This window comes from Mycolicibacterium septicum DSM 44393, from assembly GCF_000455325.1.
Lineage (GTDB): Bacteria > Actinomycetota > Actinomycetes > Mycobacteriales > Mycobacteriaceae > Mycobacterium > Mycobacterium septicum.
In genome coordinates this window covers 2,076,609-2,092,571 of the sequence record NZ_HG322951.1, presented here as the reverse complement: position 1 = coordinate 2,092,571, position 15,963 = coordinate 2,076,609, and the positions used below count along the sequence as shown (strand labels likewise).

The following is a 15,963-nucleotide window of genomic DNA, read 5'->3' as shown; positions in this document are numbered from 1 at the left end:
CGAGCTCAGCGGAAATCGCGCGACCGCGAGCCGACCCTCAGCTCGACCGGGCTCATCCGGTCGGCGATCACGGTGACGGCGCCACTGGCGTTCTGCACGATGCCGCGGACCACCAGTGCCGGCGCCGTCTGCGCCAGCTTGCGGTAGCGCGCCCACACCCCGGGCGCACACAGCACGTTGACCATCCCGGTCTCGTCTTCCAGGTTCATGAATGTCACGCCCTGCGCGGTCGCCGGACGCTGCCGGTGAGTTACCGCCCCGGCAACCAGGATCCGGGTTCCGTCGACGACACCCAGCAACTTGTCGGCAGGAATCACGCCCAGCGCGTCGAGGTCGGCGCGCAGGTACTGGGTGGGATAGCTGTCCGGCGAGACACCGGTGGCCCACACGTCCGCGGCCGACAGTTCCAGGGCGCTCATCCCCGGCAGCGGCGGGACATGTGAGGACGAGCCCACCCCCGGCAGCCGGTCCGGCCGCTGACCGGCCGCCGCACCCGCAGCCCACAGCGCCTCACGCCGGCTGATCCCGAAACAACCCAGCGCACCGGCGGTGGCCAGCGCCTCGGTCTGGGGTACCGACAGCTGCACGCGGCCGGTCAGGTCGATCAGGGTTTCGAACGGCCCGTTGGCATTTCGTTCATCGACCAGGCGCTCCGCCAACTCGTCACCGATGTGACGGACACTGCCCAGCCCCAGCCGCACGTCCAGGCCGGCGTTCTCCAGCGTCGCGTAGGCCAGGCTGGCGTTGGCATCGGGTCCGTGCACCGTCACCCCGTGCCGGCGCGCGTCGGCGACCAGTGACTGCGGCGAATAGAACCCCATCGGCTGGGCCCGTAGCAGTGCCGCGCAGAACGCCGCAGGGTGATGCAGCTTGAACCACGACGAATAGAAGACCAGCGACGCGAAGCTCAGCGAATGGCTTTCCGGGAAACCGAAATTGGCGAACGCCTCCAGCTTCTCGTAGATCCGCTCGGCCACCTCGTCGGTGATCCCGTGCAGTTCGGCCATGCCGTCGTAGAACCGGTTGCGCAGCCTTCGCATCTTCTCGGTCGAGCGTTTGGAGCCCATCGCCCGGCGCAACTGGTCGGCCTCTGCCGCGGTGAAACCCGCACAGTCGACTGCCAATTGCATGAGCTGCTCCTGGAACAGCGGGATGCCCAGCGTCTTCTTGAGTGCGGATTCCATCGACGGATGGTCGTAGGTGACTTCCTCCAGACCGTTGCGGCGACGGATATAGGGGTGTACCGAACCGCCCTGGATCGGACCCGGACGGATCAGCGCCACCTCCACCACGAGGTCGTAGAACTCCCTCGGCTTGAGCCGGGGAAGGGTGGCCATCTGCGCGCGGGACTCCACCTGGAACACCCCGACCGAGTCGGCCTTCTGCAACATCTCGTAGACCGCCGGTTCGGACAGGTCCAGCTTGGCCAGGTCGACGGCGATGCCTTTGTGCTCGGCCAGCAGGTCGATCGCGTAGTGCAGCGCCGAGAGCATCCCGAGACCGAGCAGGTCGAACTTGACCAAACCGATTGCCGCACAGTCGTCTTTGTCCCACTGCAGCACGCTGCGGTTGGCCATGCGGGCCCACTCCACCGGGCACACGTCGGCGATCGGGCGGTCACAGATCACCATGCCGCCCGAGTGGATGCCGAGGTGCCGCGGCAGGTTGGCGATCTGGGTGGCCAACTCGATCACCGGCTGCGGGATGTCCTCCGCCTCCGGAGAGTCCGGACGCCCGTTCCATCGGCTGAGCTGCTTGCTCCAGGCATCCTGCTGTCCCTGGGAGAAACCCAGCGCCCGGGCCATGTCGCGGACCGCACTGCGGCCGCGATAGGTGATGACGTTGGCGACCTGCGCGGCGTAGTCACGCCCGTAACGCTCGTACACGTACTGAATGACGTTCTCGCGCAGGTCCGATTCGATGTCGATGTCGATGTCGGGAGGACCGTCGCGGGCCGGGGACAGGAACCGTTCGAACAGCAGCTCATTGGCGATCGGGTCGACGTTGGTGACCTTCAGCGCGTAGCAGACCGCCGAGTTTGCCGCCGATCCCCTGCCCTGGCACAGGATGTCGTTGTCCCGGCAGAACCGGGTGATGTCGTGCACCACCAGGAAATAGCCGGGAAACTTCAACTGCTCGATGATGCGCAGCTCGTGTTCGATCTGCGCATAGGCCTTCCTCGCGTTGTCCACGGGCCCGTACCGCTCGGCCGCACCCGCCATGACCAGATGCCGCAGCCAGCTGTCCTCGGTGTGCCCGGCCGGGACGTCGAACGGTGGCAACTGCGGGGCGATGAGCGCCAGCCCGAAGGCGCACTGCTCACCCAGATCCGCTGCGGCCGTCACGATCTCGGTACCGAACAGCCGGGCCATCTCCTCCCCCGAACGCAGGTGAGACCCGCCGAGCGGGGCCAGCCACCCGGCGGCGGTGTCCATCGAGTTGCGGGCCCGGATCGCCGCCATCGCCATGGCCAGCCGGCCCCGGTCAGGGGCGGCGAAGTGCGCACCGGTGGTGGCCACCACCGGTATTCCGAACCGCGGGGCCAGCCCGGCCAGGACGGCGTTGCGCTCGTCGTCACACGGATGGCCGTGATGGGAGAGTTCGACGCTGACCCGGTCGGCCCCGAAACGGTCCACCAGATCGGCCAGCGCGGCGGCGGCAGCTTCCGGACCGCCCCGGGAAAGCGCCTGGCGGACATGGCCTTTACGGCAGCCCGTCAGGATGTGCCAGTGCCCGCCCGCGGCCTCGGTGAGGCCGTCGAAGTCGTAGCGGGGCTTGCCTTTCTCACCACCGGCCAGGTGCGCCTTGGCGATCTCGCGGGACAACCGCCGGTAGCCCTCCGGACCGCGGGCCAGCACCAGCAGATGCGGGCCCGGTGGGTCGGGGTCCTCGGTGCGGGGAATGTTCCCCAGCGACAGCTCGGCGCCGAAGACCGTGGCCACGTCCAGCTCCCTGGCCGCCTCGGCGAACCGGACCACACCGTAGAGCCCGTCGTGATCGGTCAGCGCGATCGCCCGCAGGTTCAGCCGGGCCGCCTCCTCGACCAACTCCTCCGGCGTGCTCGCGCCGTCGAGGAAGCTGTACGCCGAATGCGTGTGCAGCTCGGCGTAGCGGACCGACGTGCGCGGCCGGTCGAGCTCCGGTGGTTGATAGCTCCCGCGCTTACGCGACCAGGCGGGGCTATCCCCGCCGTCGCCCGCGGGCTCCAACGGCAGGCCGGAACGTCGGGGCTTGCCGGTAAGCACCCGCTCCATCTCCGACCAGCTCGGCGGCCCGTTATGCCATCCCACCTCGCCAGTGTATCGAACATTTGTTCGATACATCCAGGGGCTGAATCAGGTAGTCAACTACCCGCGACTGCGCCCCGCCCACCTTCCTAACCTCGGCTTATCACCGGATTCCCCGGTCACCGCAGGAAAGGACTCGCATCATGGCCGATTTGAACCCCCAGCCGCTGCCCCCACGGGACCGGATCCGGATCAGCGCCCCCGATTCGGTGCTGTTCGACCTCAAGAAGTTCCAGAAGGCACAGGCCAGCGTGCTCGGCCATGCCGGCTGCCCTGGTTGCCATTCCGGACTGGACCTGCACTGGCAGGGATTCTCCGACTTCGTCATCAACGAAGAGGGCGTCGCCACGCCCACCACGGGTTAGCGGTCGATGTCGCGGCTCGATCTCGGCGTCGGTGTCATCGCCACCACCGGACTGGATCTGGTCTGGAGCGAGGTCGCCGACCTCATCGACGTGGTCGAGATCGAGCCGCAGACGATGTGGACGCCACGCCAAACCGGCTGGGACATCAACGAACCCGCGTTCGACTGGGTCGAGAGCCGTGACCGTCCCACGCTGGTGCACGGGGTGGGCTTCCCGGTCGGCGGCTGCACAGCCCCGGACCCGGCCGGGGTGACGCTGGCCGCCCGCTGCGCCGACCGGCTCGGGGCCACGCACTGGAGCGAACATCTGTCGTTCAACCAGGTACGTCACGCGGGGCAGGACCTCGACGCCGGGTTCCTGCTGCCGCCGGCGCAGACCTCGACCGGAGTCGACGCGGCCGTCGAGCACATCGCGAGCTACCAAACCTGTTCAGAGCGGCCATTTCTCATCGAGACCGGAGTCAACTATCTTCGGCCGCGCCCCGGCGAGCTGGCCGACGGCACCTTCATCGCCGAGATCGCCCAGCGGGCCGACTGCGGCATCCTGCTCGACCTGCACAACCTGCTGGCCAACGAACGCAACGGGCGCCAACCCGTCGAGGACGTCCTCGACACCCTGCCACTGGACCAGGTGCTGGAGATCCACGTCGCGGGCGGCTTCGAGTTGGAGGGCTACTACCTCGATGCCCATATCGGCGGTCCGGATCTGGAACTGCTGTCCCTGCTGGCTTCCACGGTCCCGCGGTTGCCGCAGCTGCGCGCGGTGGTGTTCGAGGCCGTGCCCACCTCGATGGTGTCGCTCGGTGCGGCCGGCCTGCGGGCGATCCTGCAGGCGCTGCATCGCATCTGCGACGGCACGCCGGTCGAGCAGCCGTTTCGCCCGGCCGCGTCGGTGCCCCGAGCGCCCGTCGGCCCCCGCGCCGATCACGACCTGACCGGGACCCGGGAGTGGGAACGACAGCTGGCGGCGTACACGGCGCGCGCGAGCGCCGAGCCGCCCACCGATGATCCGGCCATGCAGCTGTTGCGCGGTCTGGCCGACCGGGCCCGGCTCGGCCAACTCACCCTGGCCCGGCCCGATCTGCTGCGCAGCCTGATCGAGACCCGCGGACCGGACCAGACCGAACGGATCCTGGAGTCGTATCTCGACGCATCTCCGCCATCGCGCTGGGCGGCCGACGAGGGCCGGCAGTTCACCGAGTGGCTGGCTCAGCCGGGGATGTCCATCCGCTGAGTGCCCAGAACGTCACCTCGTGATGCCGATCACGCCGCCGCCCCCTACGATTCCCGTGGGCTGGGGATCGGCTGTGAAAGGACGGCAATGGCGTCAACGAGGTACATCGGCTACGTCGGAGGTGTCGCGGTAGCGGCGGGAGTCGGTGCGGCGATCGCCGTGGCCGGCCAGGGCACCGCACACGCTGATTCGACGGACAAGGCGTCCAAGGACTCGACCAGCAGCACATCGCAGCACGTCAACGCCGGACCCAAACGCGTCGCGGCCAAGACCGGTGACACCAAACCGGCCAAGCCCCTGTCCACGTTCAAGGACAGCGTCAAGGACAACATCGACAAGCAGGCCGACAAGATCGAGAAGGCGGCCGCACACGTCACCAAGGCCGTCCAGGACGCCAAGCCTGCCAAGCCGGTGTCGGCCAAGCTCACGCCGAAGCCCAGTGCCAAGGAGTTCGAGGCCGAGCAGGTCGCCAAGCTCAAGGACCTGTTCACCCCCAAGCAGGCCGCGGCTCCCAAGCCCACGCCCGTGGTGGAGGACCAGCCGGAGACCGGGTCCGTCGCGCTGCCGAAGAGCAAGACCTTGGCCACCCCGAAGGTCGGCGCGGTGCAGACCCAGGCCGATACCCCTGAGGCACAGGCGGATACACCGTGGAACCCCAACCCGTTCCGGGCCGACGATCCGGAGCCGACGGATCTCCCCGAGGCGATCATGAATCTCCGGAACGCACTGATGGATGCGTCACCCGATGAACTCGATCCCTTCGTGCGTGAGGCGACAGAGCAGATCTACCGGGGCAGCCAGATCGTGCCGTGGGTGAACGCGGTGATTCCGATCAGCAAGATTCTGCCCAGCCTGGCGCCCGCCCTCGGCGACGATGACGCGGCCCGCGATGCCCGGCAGACGATCATCACCGAGCTGATCAAGACCACCCCGCCGGGTTCAGCGGTGTACTACGGCTACGACATCATCGCCGACCTGATCAACCTGGAAGAGCCGGGCGCTGCCCTCAAGGTCCAGGCGGTCGCAACCGTGTGGGATCTCCTCGATCCGTTCGAGTTGGCACACAACAAGGGCAACTCCGGGATCGGCGGCGCGGCCGGATAGTTCGCGCAGGCGGGCCTACTCCACGAGCGACGGTGTGTCGTGCCGCAACGTCTCGCCCCTGAAGAACGTCGGGCTGACCGACCGCCAGACGAACATGAGCACGACGCCGAGCAGCAGGATGCCGAAGCCCATGAAGAACACCAGCCCGATACCGCCGATCGCGGCGCCGCTGCCGTTCTCGGGGTCCATGCTCTCCTTGATCGCGAGGATGAACACCCAGGCCAGCACCAGGCCGCCGATCAACGGGAACAGGAACTTGAACAGCACATTGTGAATGTTGGCGAACAACTCCCCGCGGAAGTACCAGACGCAGGCGAACGCGGTGATGCCGTAATACCAGCAGATCATGATGCCAAGGGCGGCAATGGTATCCAGTAGCGCACTCTCGGACAGCAGACTCACCACGGTGTAGAACACCCCGGTGACCACGCCGGCGACGACGGTGGCGAAAGTGGGCACCAGATAACGCGGGCTGACCTCGGCGAATCTGGGCGGGAAGGCCTTGTAGGCCCCCATGGCCAGCATGGCCCGTGCCGCGGGCAGGAACGTGGTCTGCAGGCTCGCCACCGACGAGGCCAGGATCGCCAGGAACAACAGCGGCCCGGCATAGGTGCCCAGCACCGGGTCGGCCAGCGCGGCGAAGACGTTCTCCGCGTTGTCGGGATTGCCCAGGCCCAGATCGGTTTCACCGACACCGGCGTACATCATCACCGCCACCGCGATGAGCAGATACGTCGCCAGGATGGACAGCACGCACAACAGGCCGGCCCGGCCCGGCACCTTCGTCGGGTCCTTGGATTCCTCCCCCAGCGTCAGGCAGGTGTCCCAGCCCCAGAACGCGAATATCGACCCGGTCACACCAACGGCGAAGACGCCGAAGGTAAGTCCGGTGAGTGGGTTGAACCAGTCCAGGTCGAAGGACAGCCCGGCCGGAGCGTCGCCGCGACCCACATGCACCAACGCCATCACCGCGAACGCCAGCAGTACCACCATCTGGAACCCGACCAGCACGTACTGCACCCGTTCACTGGTGGTGATACCGCGACTGGCGATGGCGGTGGCAATGGCCAGGAACACCAGTGTGGTGAGGATGTTGATGGCCTTGTTGTCGGCCAGTTCGGCGATCGCGTGGTGGTTGGTGACCCGGGCGATGAACAGGTAGAAGAACTCGACTGCGATGGCGGCGAGGTTGGACAGCACGATGATCGAGGCCATCACCATGCCCCACCCGCACATCCAGCCGACGTATGGGCCAAATGCCTTTGTGGACCACGTGAACGACGCGCCGCAGTCGGGTGCACGCGAGTTCAGTTCGCGATAGGCGTAGGCGGTCAGGAACATCGGGATGAATCCGGCGATGAAGATCGCCGGCATCTTCAGTCCGACGGCTGCCACGATCAATCCGATGCTCGCGGTCAGCGTGTACCCGGGTGCCACACACGAGATCCCAAGGATCGCACCCGAGAACGTACCGACCTTGCCCGCGGCGAGCCCCTTGGAGACCAGCCCGCCGGTCTGCTCGGCTGCCTCGAGTTTCTGATGGGCCGCGGATTCCGATGCGGACTCGGTCATGAGTGGTCCTCGCCGTCTTTCAGTTCATCCCTGGGCACAACCACCATGGGCACGTCCAGCACCCGCAGCATCTTGGCCGCGGTGGAACCGAGGAAGATCCGCCGCGGTGCGCTGAGCCGGCTGGATCCGACCATGATGATGTCGCCTTCGTCCCAGCCCAGCTGCTCGACCGCGGCCTCGACGCTGGGCCCGTTCACGATCGTGGAGGTCACCGGAAAGTCGGCGGGCAGTTCGTCTCTGGCGGCCTCCAACGTCCGTTCCGCGTGCGCGAGCGCGTGGGCCCGAACTGCCTCGTCGTCGCCGCGAAGCGAGCCGAAGGTCGGATCGAGCGCGACCAGCGACACCAGCCGCAGCGGGATGTCCGCGGCCCGACTGGCCCGTACCGCGGTGGCGAGCAACAGATCCGAACCCTGGCGTTGGCCTATGGCGCAGGTGATTTCGTGCACCCGCTCGATCTTCGAGTCGCGGGTTCCGCGCGGCGCCACCGCGACCGGCACGGGCGAGGAGTGCAGCAGTTCGTTGACCACCGATCCCAGTGAGTAGCTGCCGACCAGTCCCCCGCCGGCACCGCCCACCACGACGGCGATCGCCTGTAACCGCAGCGCTTCGCGGATCAAGCCGTCGGCGAACGACTCATCGAAGCTCAGATGCGGGTGCGCCACAACGCCGTCGGGCACCAGGGCGAGGGCGTCGTCCAACCAGCCCTGCGCCTGCTCGGCCAACACTTCCTCGTAGCCGCCGCCCTTGGGCACGGTGCCCGGCGGCGCGGTGTCCGGCGGAAGCACGATGCAGATGTTGATCTGGGCGTCCAGGGTTCGGGCGAACCGGACTGCCAAGGCCAACGCATCGGCGCCACCGGGAGTGGCCAGATATCCAACGACCAGGTTCGCCTGCGTCATCTGCCACCACCCATCCCGGCACCGCGCCGTGCGACCGTAGTGGGTCGATCCTGTCAACCCACCACGCGACGTGCAGGGGTTCTACGAAATTGCCGGACCGGCTGGATCACTGCGCATACTCGGCGGCGCCGTCCTCGAGGACGAGCCGGGCATCGGCACCGTCGGGTCCGCTGGCCTCGGTGCGGAACACGGCCCGTCCCGGTTCGGTACGCCAGATCGACGTCGTCAGCGTCTCGCCCGGGAACACCGGCGAACTGAACCGCGCCGCCACCGCATGAACCTTCGTGGCGTCACCGCCGCCGAGCTCGGCGACCAGCGCCCGCCCGGCCACACCGTAGGTGCACAGCCCGTGCAGGATCGGCTTCGGGAAACCGGCGAGGTTCTGCGCGAACCACGGATCGCTGTGCAGCGGGTTGCGGTCCCCGGAGAGTCGGTAGATCAGCGCCTGGTCCTCACGGGTGGGCAGCACCACCTGGGCGTCGGGTTCGCGGTCGGGGATCTGCGGTGCCGCGGGACGCTGCCCGGGCCGCCCGCCGAATCCGCCTTCGCCCCGAATCACCACGGTGGTAAGGGTTTCCGCGACGACCTCGCCGCTGGCCGGATCGGAACCGATGCCCTTGAGCATGACCACCGCGTTCTTGCCCTCACCCTTGTCCTGGATGTCGGCGACCTCGGAGACCACGCTGAGCTTTCCGGACGGGGGCAGCGGCCGGTGCAGCCGGATCTCCTGGGAGCCGTGCAGCAGCATGCCGAAGTTGAAGGTGCCGATCTTGAGTGCCGCCGGGAAGGCCGAGCACGCGATCACCGCATAGGTCGGCAGCACCTGCTGTTCGATCTCGTGGCTGTTCTCGGTGGTGAAGGCAAGGTCATCGGTGCCCGCGCCGACGCCGATGGCGTACAGCAGGGTGTCGCGGTCGGTCCATGCGAACGGAATCGGATCGGTCGTCTCGCCAATGGCGTCCGGATTGAGAGGCATGCGTGCCGACGATAGTTGAGTCGACCGCCCCTGTTGACGTTTGCCCGATCTCGGGCCACGATGGCTCGCATGCGTTATGTCGTTACCGGCGGTACCGGGTTTATCGGCCGCCGAGTGATCACCCGGATTCTGTCCCGCGATCCCGGTGCCGAGGTGTGGGTGCTGGTGCGCCGTGGGTCGCTGACACGGTTCGAGCGGCTCGCTCAAGACTGGGACGAGCGGGTGAAACCGCTGGTCGGTGACCTGACCGCGGCCGACCTCGGCTTGAGCGACACCGATATCGCCGAGCTGGGTGACATCTCGCACGTCGTGCACTGTGCGGCCATCTACGACATGACCGTCGGCGAATCCGAGCAACGCGCCGCCAACGTGGACGGCACCCGTGCGGTGATCGAGCTGACCCGGCGCCTGGACGCCACGTTGCACCACGTGTCCTCGATCGCGGTGGCCGGAAACCATCGGGGCGTGTTCACCGAGGCCGATTTCGACGTCGCACAGGATCTGCCCACGCCGTATCACCAGACCAAGTTCGAGGCCGAACTGCTGGTGCGCTCGACACCGGGCCTGCGCTACCGGGTGTACCGCCCGGCGGTCGTGGTCGGCGATTCGCAGACCGGTGAGATGGACAAGATCGACGGCCCGTACTACTTCTTCGGCGTACTGGCACGGCTGGCCGGCCTGCCCAAGTTCACGCCGATGATGCTGCCCGACAGCGGCCGCACCAACGTCGTCCCGGTGGACTTCGTTGTTGAAGCGGTCGTTCATTTGATGCACGTCGAGGGCAAGGACGGTGAGACGTTCCACCTCACCGCGCCGGAGACCATTGGGCTGCGCGAGATCTACCGCGGGGTCGCCGCCGAGGCAGGGCTGCCGCCGCTGCGCGGATCCCTGCCGCGGGCCACCGCGGCACCGGTGTTGCGGGCACGGGGACGGGTCAAGGCGGTGCGCAACGTCGTCGCCACCCAGCTGGGTATCCCCGGCGATGTGCTCGACGTGGTCGAGTTGCGGCCGACCTTCACCGCGGACAACGCCACCGCCGCGCTGCGCGGCACCGGGATCGCGGTTCCCGAATTCTCTTCGTACGCACCGAAACTCTGGCGGTACTGGGCCCAGCACCTCGATCCGGACCGAGCACGGCGCGACGACCCGTCCGGCCCCCTGGTCGGCAGGCACGTCATCATCACCGGCGCTTCCAGCGGCATCGGCCGGGCCTCGGCCATCGCCGTCGCCGAACGCGGCGGCTGCGTTTTCGCCCTGGCGCGCAATGGCGACGCGCTCGACGGCCTGGTCGACGAGATCCGCGCGGCCGGTGGTCAGGCCTACGCATTCACCTGTGACGTCACCGATTCGGCGTCCGTCGAGCACACGGTCAAGGACATCCTCGGCCGGTTCGGCCACGTCGACTACCTGGTGAACAACGCGGGCCGGTCCATCCGGCGCTCCGTGGTGAATTCGACGGACCGGCTGCACGACTACGAGCGGGTGATGGCGGTCAACTACTTCGGCTCGGTCCGGATGGTGCTCGCGCTGCTGCCGCACTGGCGTGAACGCCGGTTCGGCCACGTGGTCAACGTGTCGAGCGCCGGTGTACAGGCCAACAGCCCGAAGTACAGCGCCTACCTACCGACCAAGGCCGCACTGGACGCGTTCTCCGAGGTGGTCGGCACCGAGACCCTGTCGGATCACATCACCTTCACCAATATCCATATGCCGCTGGTGAAGACGCCGATGATCGCACCGTCGCGCAAGCTGAACCCGGTGCCCCCGATCTCCGCCGAGCACGCCGCGGCCATGGTGGTGCGCGGCCTGGTGGAAAAGCCGGCCAGGATCGACACCCCGCTGGGGACCGTGGCCGATTTCGGTACCTACCTGACCCCGAAACTGTCCCGCCGCGTTCTGCATCAGCTGTATCTGGGCTACCCGGACTCGGCGGCCGCGCGCGGACTGGACGGCGACGGCGCCGACCGGCCCGACTGCGGTGAGGCGCAACGACGCCCGAAGCGCCCGGTCCGCAGCACCCGGAACATTCGGGTCCCGCGGGCGGTGGCGCGCCCGGTCAAGCGGGCGGTGCGGTTGGTGCCCGGGGTGCACTGGTAGGTCGCATCGCGACGGCCGGTGCGCTCACCCAACAGCGTTGTCCCAGGCGATCATTGCCAGGTCCACCGTCGCATCCATGTCGGCGCGGGAAGCGCCGTCCCTGGCCTGGATGGAAAGTCCGTACAGCACCGTGATCATGAACGAGGCCAGGCGCTGCGCATCGAGATCCTGAGGTAGCTCACCGTCGGCGATCCCGCCGCGGATCCGGGCCAGTAGCCGCGCACGGTCCTCGCTGCGGCAAGTCCTGAGCAGGTCACGCATCACCTCGGTTTCGGCGGAGTAGGCGATGGCGGCGAGCACGATCATGCAGCCCGGCGGAGTCGACGGATCGGCGTAGTCGCGCACGTTGTCACGCAGCATGGCCTCGACGGCACCCCGCACCGGACCGGGCCGCTGCAGCGCGATCGTGGTCGGTGAGCGGTCCGGTGCGTTGTAGTACGCCACCGCTTCGCGGAACAGGTCCTCCTTGGAGCCGAACGTGGCGTACAGGCTCGGGGCATTGAGGCCCATCGCCGCCGTCAGGTCGCTGACCCGGGTGCCCTCGTAGCCGCGCTCCCAGAACACGTCCAGTGCCGCCTGCAGCGCGGTGTCCCTGTCGAAGGCACGTGGCCGGCCGCGGCGTGCGGTGGGTTGACGGGGCATACGGACAGTCTATATTTGTAGTATCTATTACAAAATGGATTGGAGCCACGTATGGCGTTGAAGGCATTGACATCCAAAGCCGCACTCATCACCGGTGGCAGCCGCGGAATCGGTGCGGCAATCGCGCGCCGCCTCGCGGCCGAAGGCGCCGACGTGGCCTTCACCTACCACTCATCGCCCGAGCGAGCGGCCGACGTGGTCGACGCGATCACCGGCTTCGGCGCGAAAGCCCTTGCACTACAGCTCGACAGCGCTGCGCCCGACGCGGCACCGCATGCGGTCGATGCCGTCCTCGACGCGTTCGGCAGGCTGGACATCCTGGTGAACAACGCCGGAGTCTTCCCCAACGGCCCGCTGGATCGGGTGAGCGCCGGCGATATCGACCAGGCCATCAATCTGCACATCCGCGCGCCGTTCCTGTTCAGTCAGGCCGCCGCGGCGGCCATGAGCGAGGGCGGCCGGATCATCACGATCGGCAGCAACTTGGCCGACCGCACCCCCTTTCCCGGCGTCACGCTGTATTCGACGACCAAGGCGGCCGTCGGCGCGCTGGCCCGAGGACTGGCCCGTGATCTCGGGCCACGTGGAATCACCGCCAACGTGGTACAGCCGGGCAATACCGACACCGAGATGAATCCGGCCGACAGTCCCGAGGCCATCGCCGACCTTCCGAACATTCCGCTGGGACGCTTCGCGCAGGCCGACGAAATCGCCGCCGCTGTCGCCTACCTCGCCGGTCCCGACGCGCAATACGTGAACGGCACGACCCTGACCGTCGACGGCGGCTACAACGCCTGACGGCCGGGAGGCAACGATGTCGTGGGTTCTGCTGGTCCTCGCCGGACTGCTGGAGATCGTCTGGGCGCTGGCCATCAAACAGTCCGAGGGCTTCACCCGACTGTGGCCGAGCGTGGTGTGCGTGATCGCCGCGGTGGTCAGCTTCGTGATCCTGGCCCTGGTGGTCAAACACCTTCCGGTGGGCACGGCGTACGCGGTGTGGGCCGGAATCGGCGCGGTCGGGGTCACCATTGCGGGCGTGGCGCTGTTCGGAGATGCGCTGACACCGCTGCGGGTGACGTTCATCGCGTTGATCGCGGTGGGCTTGGTCGGCCTGCGATTTGTTGAGCAGTGAGCCCGCCCACGCCTAAGGTTGGCGACGTGACGTCGCTACCCGTGTTCGCCGATGTCGATACCGGTGTCGACGACGCCATGGCGCTGGCATATCTGCTCGCCAGCCCCGAAGCCGAGTTGGTCGGTATCGCCTCGACCGCGGGAAACGTTCCGGTACAACAGGTCTGCGCCAACAATCTGGGCCTGCTGGAACTGTGCGGAGTGACGGGGATACCGGTCTCCAAGGGAGCCGAGCGGCCGCTGAGCGCACCGTTGCGCACCGCCGAGGACACCCACGGGCCACAGGGCCTGGGATACGCGCAGCTGCTCGAGACCGACCGGCTGCTGACCGCACACGATGCCGCCGAGGCCTGGGTACGCGCTGCACGTGCGTATCCGGGTGAATTGATCGGGCTGGCCACCGGCCCCCTGACCAACCTGGCCCTGGCCATGCGCGCCGAACCCACCCTGCCCAAGCTGCTGCGCCGGCTGGTCATCATGGGCGGGGCCTTCGACTACCGGGGAAACACCACGCCTGTGTCGGAGTGGAACATCAGTGTGGATCCCGAGTCCGCCGCCGAGGTGTTCGGCGGCTGGACCGCCGCCTGGGGTCTCGACGACGCGACACATGTGCCGATCGTGCTGGGCCTCAACCTCACCGAGAACATCGCGATGACGCCCGCGCTGCTGAACCGGCTGGCGGCCGCGGCCGGATCGCCGTCGGCACCGATGAGCGTGCTCGACGAACGGGGCACGCGGTCGACGGCGGACAATCCGTTGATCCGCGTCCTCGAGGACTCCATGCGGTTCTACTTCGAGTTCCACTTCGACACCGGCGACGGATACCTGGCCCACCTGCACGATCCCCTCGCCGCCGCGGTCGCGCTGGACCCGGAGTTGGTGAATTGCCGGGAAACCACGGTCGATGTCGAACTGAGGGGCACCCTGACCCGCGGCATGACAGTGGCCGACTGGCGTGGACACTGGGGCCGCCCGCCCAATGCGCTCGTCGGCACGGAGGTCGACCCGACGGCGTTCTTCGACCGGTTCATCGGCCGGGTCGGGGAGTTCGCGCAACGTCTGAGCTGAGGGCGCCGGCGCCCTCATTCATAGGCACCCTCCAGATACCACCGGCGCTGCCGGTAACACAGCAACAGAGCCTGATCTCCCCCGCCGTCTCTCTCGTCGCGGCCCAGCAGCACCTGGACCCTCGCGGTGCGTCCGGCCCCTCGGTTCTCCGGATCCCACCACCGCTCATCGACCGGCCACGGCCCCGCCCACCAGCGCAGCCTGCCGTCACGGCGGCCGGCACCGGCAAGCTGTGCCGGATCGGCCGAGAACAACCCGCGGCTGGTGACCCGAACCAGGTTTCCTTGTACGTCAAGAAGTTCCACCGGATCGTCGAGCAGTACGGTCGGCGAGGGTTCGGGCAATTGGCCGGGCCACGGCTGGCGCGGATCGGCTCGCGGTACCGGCTCATCCCCCAACGGAGTGAAGGTGATGCGCTCGGCAGGCCCGCGGCCGCCGCTGAGCACCGGCACCTGCACCGCTTCCTGGCCGAGCAGACCCTGGACCCGCAGCAGCGCACGCCGGGCCCGCAGCCGGTCCTCTTCCCCGATCCCGCCCCACAGCGGCAATTGCAGCGCCGCGGCCGAGACCACCTACACCGGGCGCAGGCGCAACACCGTCACCGGGGCGGTGGGCCGCTCAGAGGTACGGCGGTTCAGCCAGCCGTCCAGCTGCCAACGCACCCGGTCGGCGGTGGCATCCTCGGTCAGCGGTTCGGCACACCGCCAGACCCGTTCCAGCTCTTCACCATTGGCGGTGACGGCATGGATGGCCAACCGGGTACAGCCCACCCCGGCCGCCTCCAGATGACGATGCAGATCACTGGCCAGTGACCGTCCCGCGAAGGCCGCGGCATCCACCCGTTCGATCGGCGGGTCGCAGTTCATCACGGCATCGAGTTCGGTGGCCGGATCCCGCCCGGAGGGGCCCCGGTCCGGTTCCCCACAGGCGAACCGGTGCGCCGTCACCGCATCGGCCCCGAACCGGGAGGCGACATCGGTGCGGGACAACTCGGCGAACTGCCCCAGGGTTCGGATACCCATCCGCCACAACAGGTCTGCCAGGTCCTCGCGGCCGGGAGCGGCCAGGGCCGGTTCGGTGGCCAACTGCCGGATCGACAACCCGGAGAGAAACCGGGCGTCGTCCCCGGGTTCGACGATGCACCCCGCCCGAGCGGCGAAGACCGCGGTGGAAAGTTGATCGGCGATACCGACCTGGCATTCGGCCCCCGCCGCTGCGACGGCATCGATCAGTCGTTCGGCCGCAACCGGTTCGGACCCGAAGTACCGCGCCGCACCACGCACCGAGAGCACCAACAGTCCCGGACGCAGCACCTCGGCGCGCGGCACCAGATCGTCGACCGCAAGCGTCACGTTCTCGAAATGGCGGGCGTCCCTGGCCGGATCGGCGGTGACGACGTGCAGTTGCGGGCACCGGGCCTGCGCCTCGCGGCGCCGCAGTCCCCGCCGGACCCCGGCCGCGCGCGCGGACGCCGAGCAGGCGATCACCCGGTTGGCCAGGGTCACCGCGACCGGCACCGTCGACGTCAATCCTGCCGCCGTCGCCGCGGCCACTGCCGGCCAGTCCATACACCAGAGGGCCAGCACCCT

Annotated in this window: 12 protein-coding genes and 1 pseudogene; 7 read left to right on the top strand and 6 right to left on the bottom strand. The window is 68.1% G+C overall.

The features are described 5' to 3' along the window. Positions 1–5: 5 nt before the first annotated feature. Complete coding sequence (locus TX88_RS09850) at positions 6–3,290, bottom strand: error-prone DNA polymerase (protein ID WP_044516421.1); 3,285 nt, start codon at positions 3,288–3,290, stop codon at positions 6–8. A gap of 140 nt (positions 3,291–3,430) precedes the next feature. On the opposite strand from TX88_RS09850, the gene TX88_RS09845 reads away from it, so the two are divergent. The 3 genes from TX88_RS09845 (at position 3,431) to TX88_RS09835 (ending at position 5,989) form a co-directional block, all read left to right on the top strand. Further along, positions 3,431–3,652 carry a hypothetical protein gene (locus TX88_RS09845; RefSeq protein WP_044516419.1) on the top strand — a complete coding sequence of 74 codons (222 nt, stop codon included), beginning with the start codon at positions 3,431–3,433 and terminating at the stop codon, positions 3,650–3,652. A 6-nt stretch (positions 3,653–3,658) separates the two neighbouring features. Continuing rightward, positions 3,659–4,885 carry an MbnB/TglH/ChrH family RiPP precursor modification enzyme gene (locus TX88_RS09840; RefSeq protein ID WP_049924886.1) on the top strand — a complete coding sequence of 409 codons (1,227 nt, stop codon included), beginning with the start codon at positions 3,659–3,661 and terminating at the stop codon, positions 4,883–4,885. A gap of 87 nt (positions 4,886–4,972) precedes the next feature. Continuing rightward, positions 4,973–5,989 (top strand): hypothetical protein, encoded by a 1,017-nt coding sequence (locus tag TX88_RS09835; RefSeq protein ID WP_044516417.1) that lies wholly within the window; start codon positions 4,973–4,975, stop codon positions 5,987–5,989. Between the two features lie 15 nt (positions 5,990–6,004). On the opposite strand, the gene TX88_RS09830 is transcribed toward TX88_RS09835, so the two are convergent. From TX88_RS09830 to TX88_RS09820, 3 genes are all read right to left on the bottom strand, one after another. Further along, complete coding sequence (locus TX88_RS09830; protein ID WP_044516416.1) at positions 6,005–7,561, bottom strand: APC family permease; 1,557 nt, start codon at positions 7,559–7,561, stop codon at positions 6,005–6,007. Further along, positions 7,558–8,460, bottom strand: a complete 903-nt coding sequence (locus tag TX88_RS09825; protein WP_044516414.1) for a universal stress protein — start codon at positions 8,458–8,460, stop codon at positions 7,558–7,560. The genes TX88_RS09830 and TX88_RS09825 overlap by 4 nt, the downstream gene beginning before the upstream one ends. A 106-nt stretch (positions 8,461–8,566) precedes the next feature. Further along, a complete protein-coding gene (locus TX88_RS09820; RefSeq protein WP_044516413.1) occupies positions 8,567–9,436 on the bottom strand; it encodes a MaoC family dehydratase in 870 nt (289 codons plus the stop codon). Between the two features lie 69 nt (positions 9,437–9,505). Between TX88_RS09820 and TX88_RS09815 the strand changes: the two genes are divergently transcribed. Next, positions 9,506–11,533: an SDR family oxidoreductase gene (locus TX88_RS09815; protein ID WP_044516411.1), complete on the top strand. Its 2,028-nt coding sequence runs from the start codon at positions 9,506–9,508 to the stop codon at positions 11,531–11,533. A 24-nt stretch (positions 11,534–11,557) separates the two neighbouring features. Here TX88_RS09815 and TX88_RS09810 read toward each other — a convergent pair whose 3' ends face one another. Then, on the bottom strand, positions 11,558–12,175 hold the full coding sequence (locus TX88_RS09810; protein WP_044516410.1) for a TetR/AcrR family transcriptional regulator: 618 nt from the start codon (positions 12,173–12,175) through the stop codon (positions 11,558–11,560). Positions 12,176–12,226: 51 nt separating this feature from the next. On the opposite strand from TX88_RS09810, the gene TX88_RS09805 reads away from it, so the two are divergent. From TX88_RS09805 to TX88_RS09795, 3 genes are read left to right on the top strand one after another with little or no spacing between them, the layout of a single operon-like run. Continuing rightward, a complete protein-coding gene (locus TX88_RS09805) occupies positions 12,227–12,973 on the top strand; it encodes an SDR family NAD(P)-dependent oxidoreductase (RefSeq protein WP_044516409.1) in 747 nt (248 codons plus the stop codon). Between the two features lie 16 nt (positions 12,974–12,989). Further along, positions 12,990–13,307 carry a DMT family transporter gene (locus tag TX88_RS09800; RefSeq protein ID WP_044516408.1) on the top strand — a complete coding sequence of 106 codons (318 nt, stop codon included), beginning with the start codon at positions 12,990–12,992 and terminating at the stop codon, positions 13,305–13,307. Positions 13,308–13,333: 26 nt separating this feature from the next. Continuing rightward, complete coding sequence (locus TX88_RS09795; RefSeq protein ID WP_110917918.1) at positions 13,334–14,374, top strand: nucleoside hydrolase; 1,041 nt, start codon at positions 13,334–13,336, stop codon at positions 14,372–14,374. Positions 14,375–14,388: 14 nt separating this feature from the next. On the opposite strand, the pseudogene TX88_RS09790 reads toward TX88_RS09795, so the two are convergent. After that, positions 14,389–15,942, bottom strand: a pseudogene (locus TX88_RS09790) (DNA polymerase Y family protein). Between the last annotated feature and the right edge of the window lie 21 nt (positions 15,943–15,963).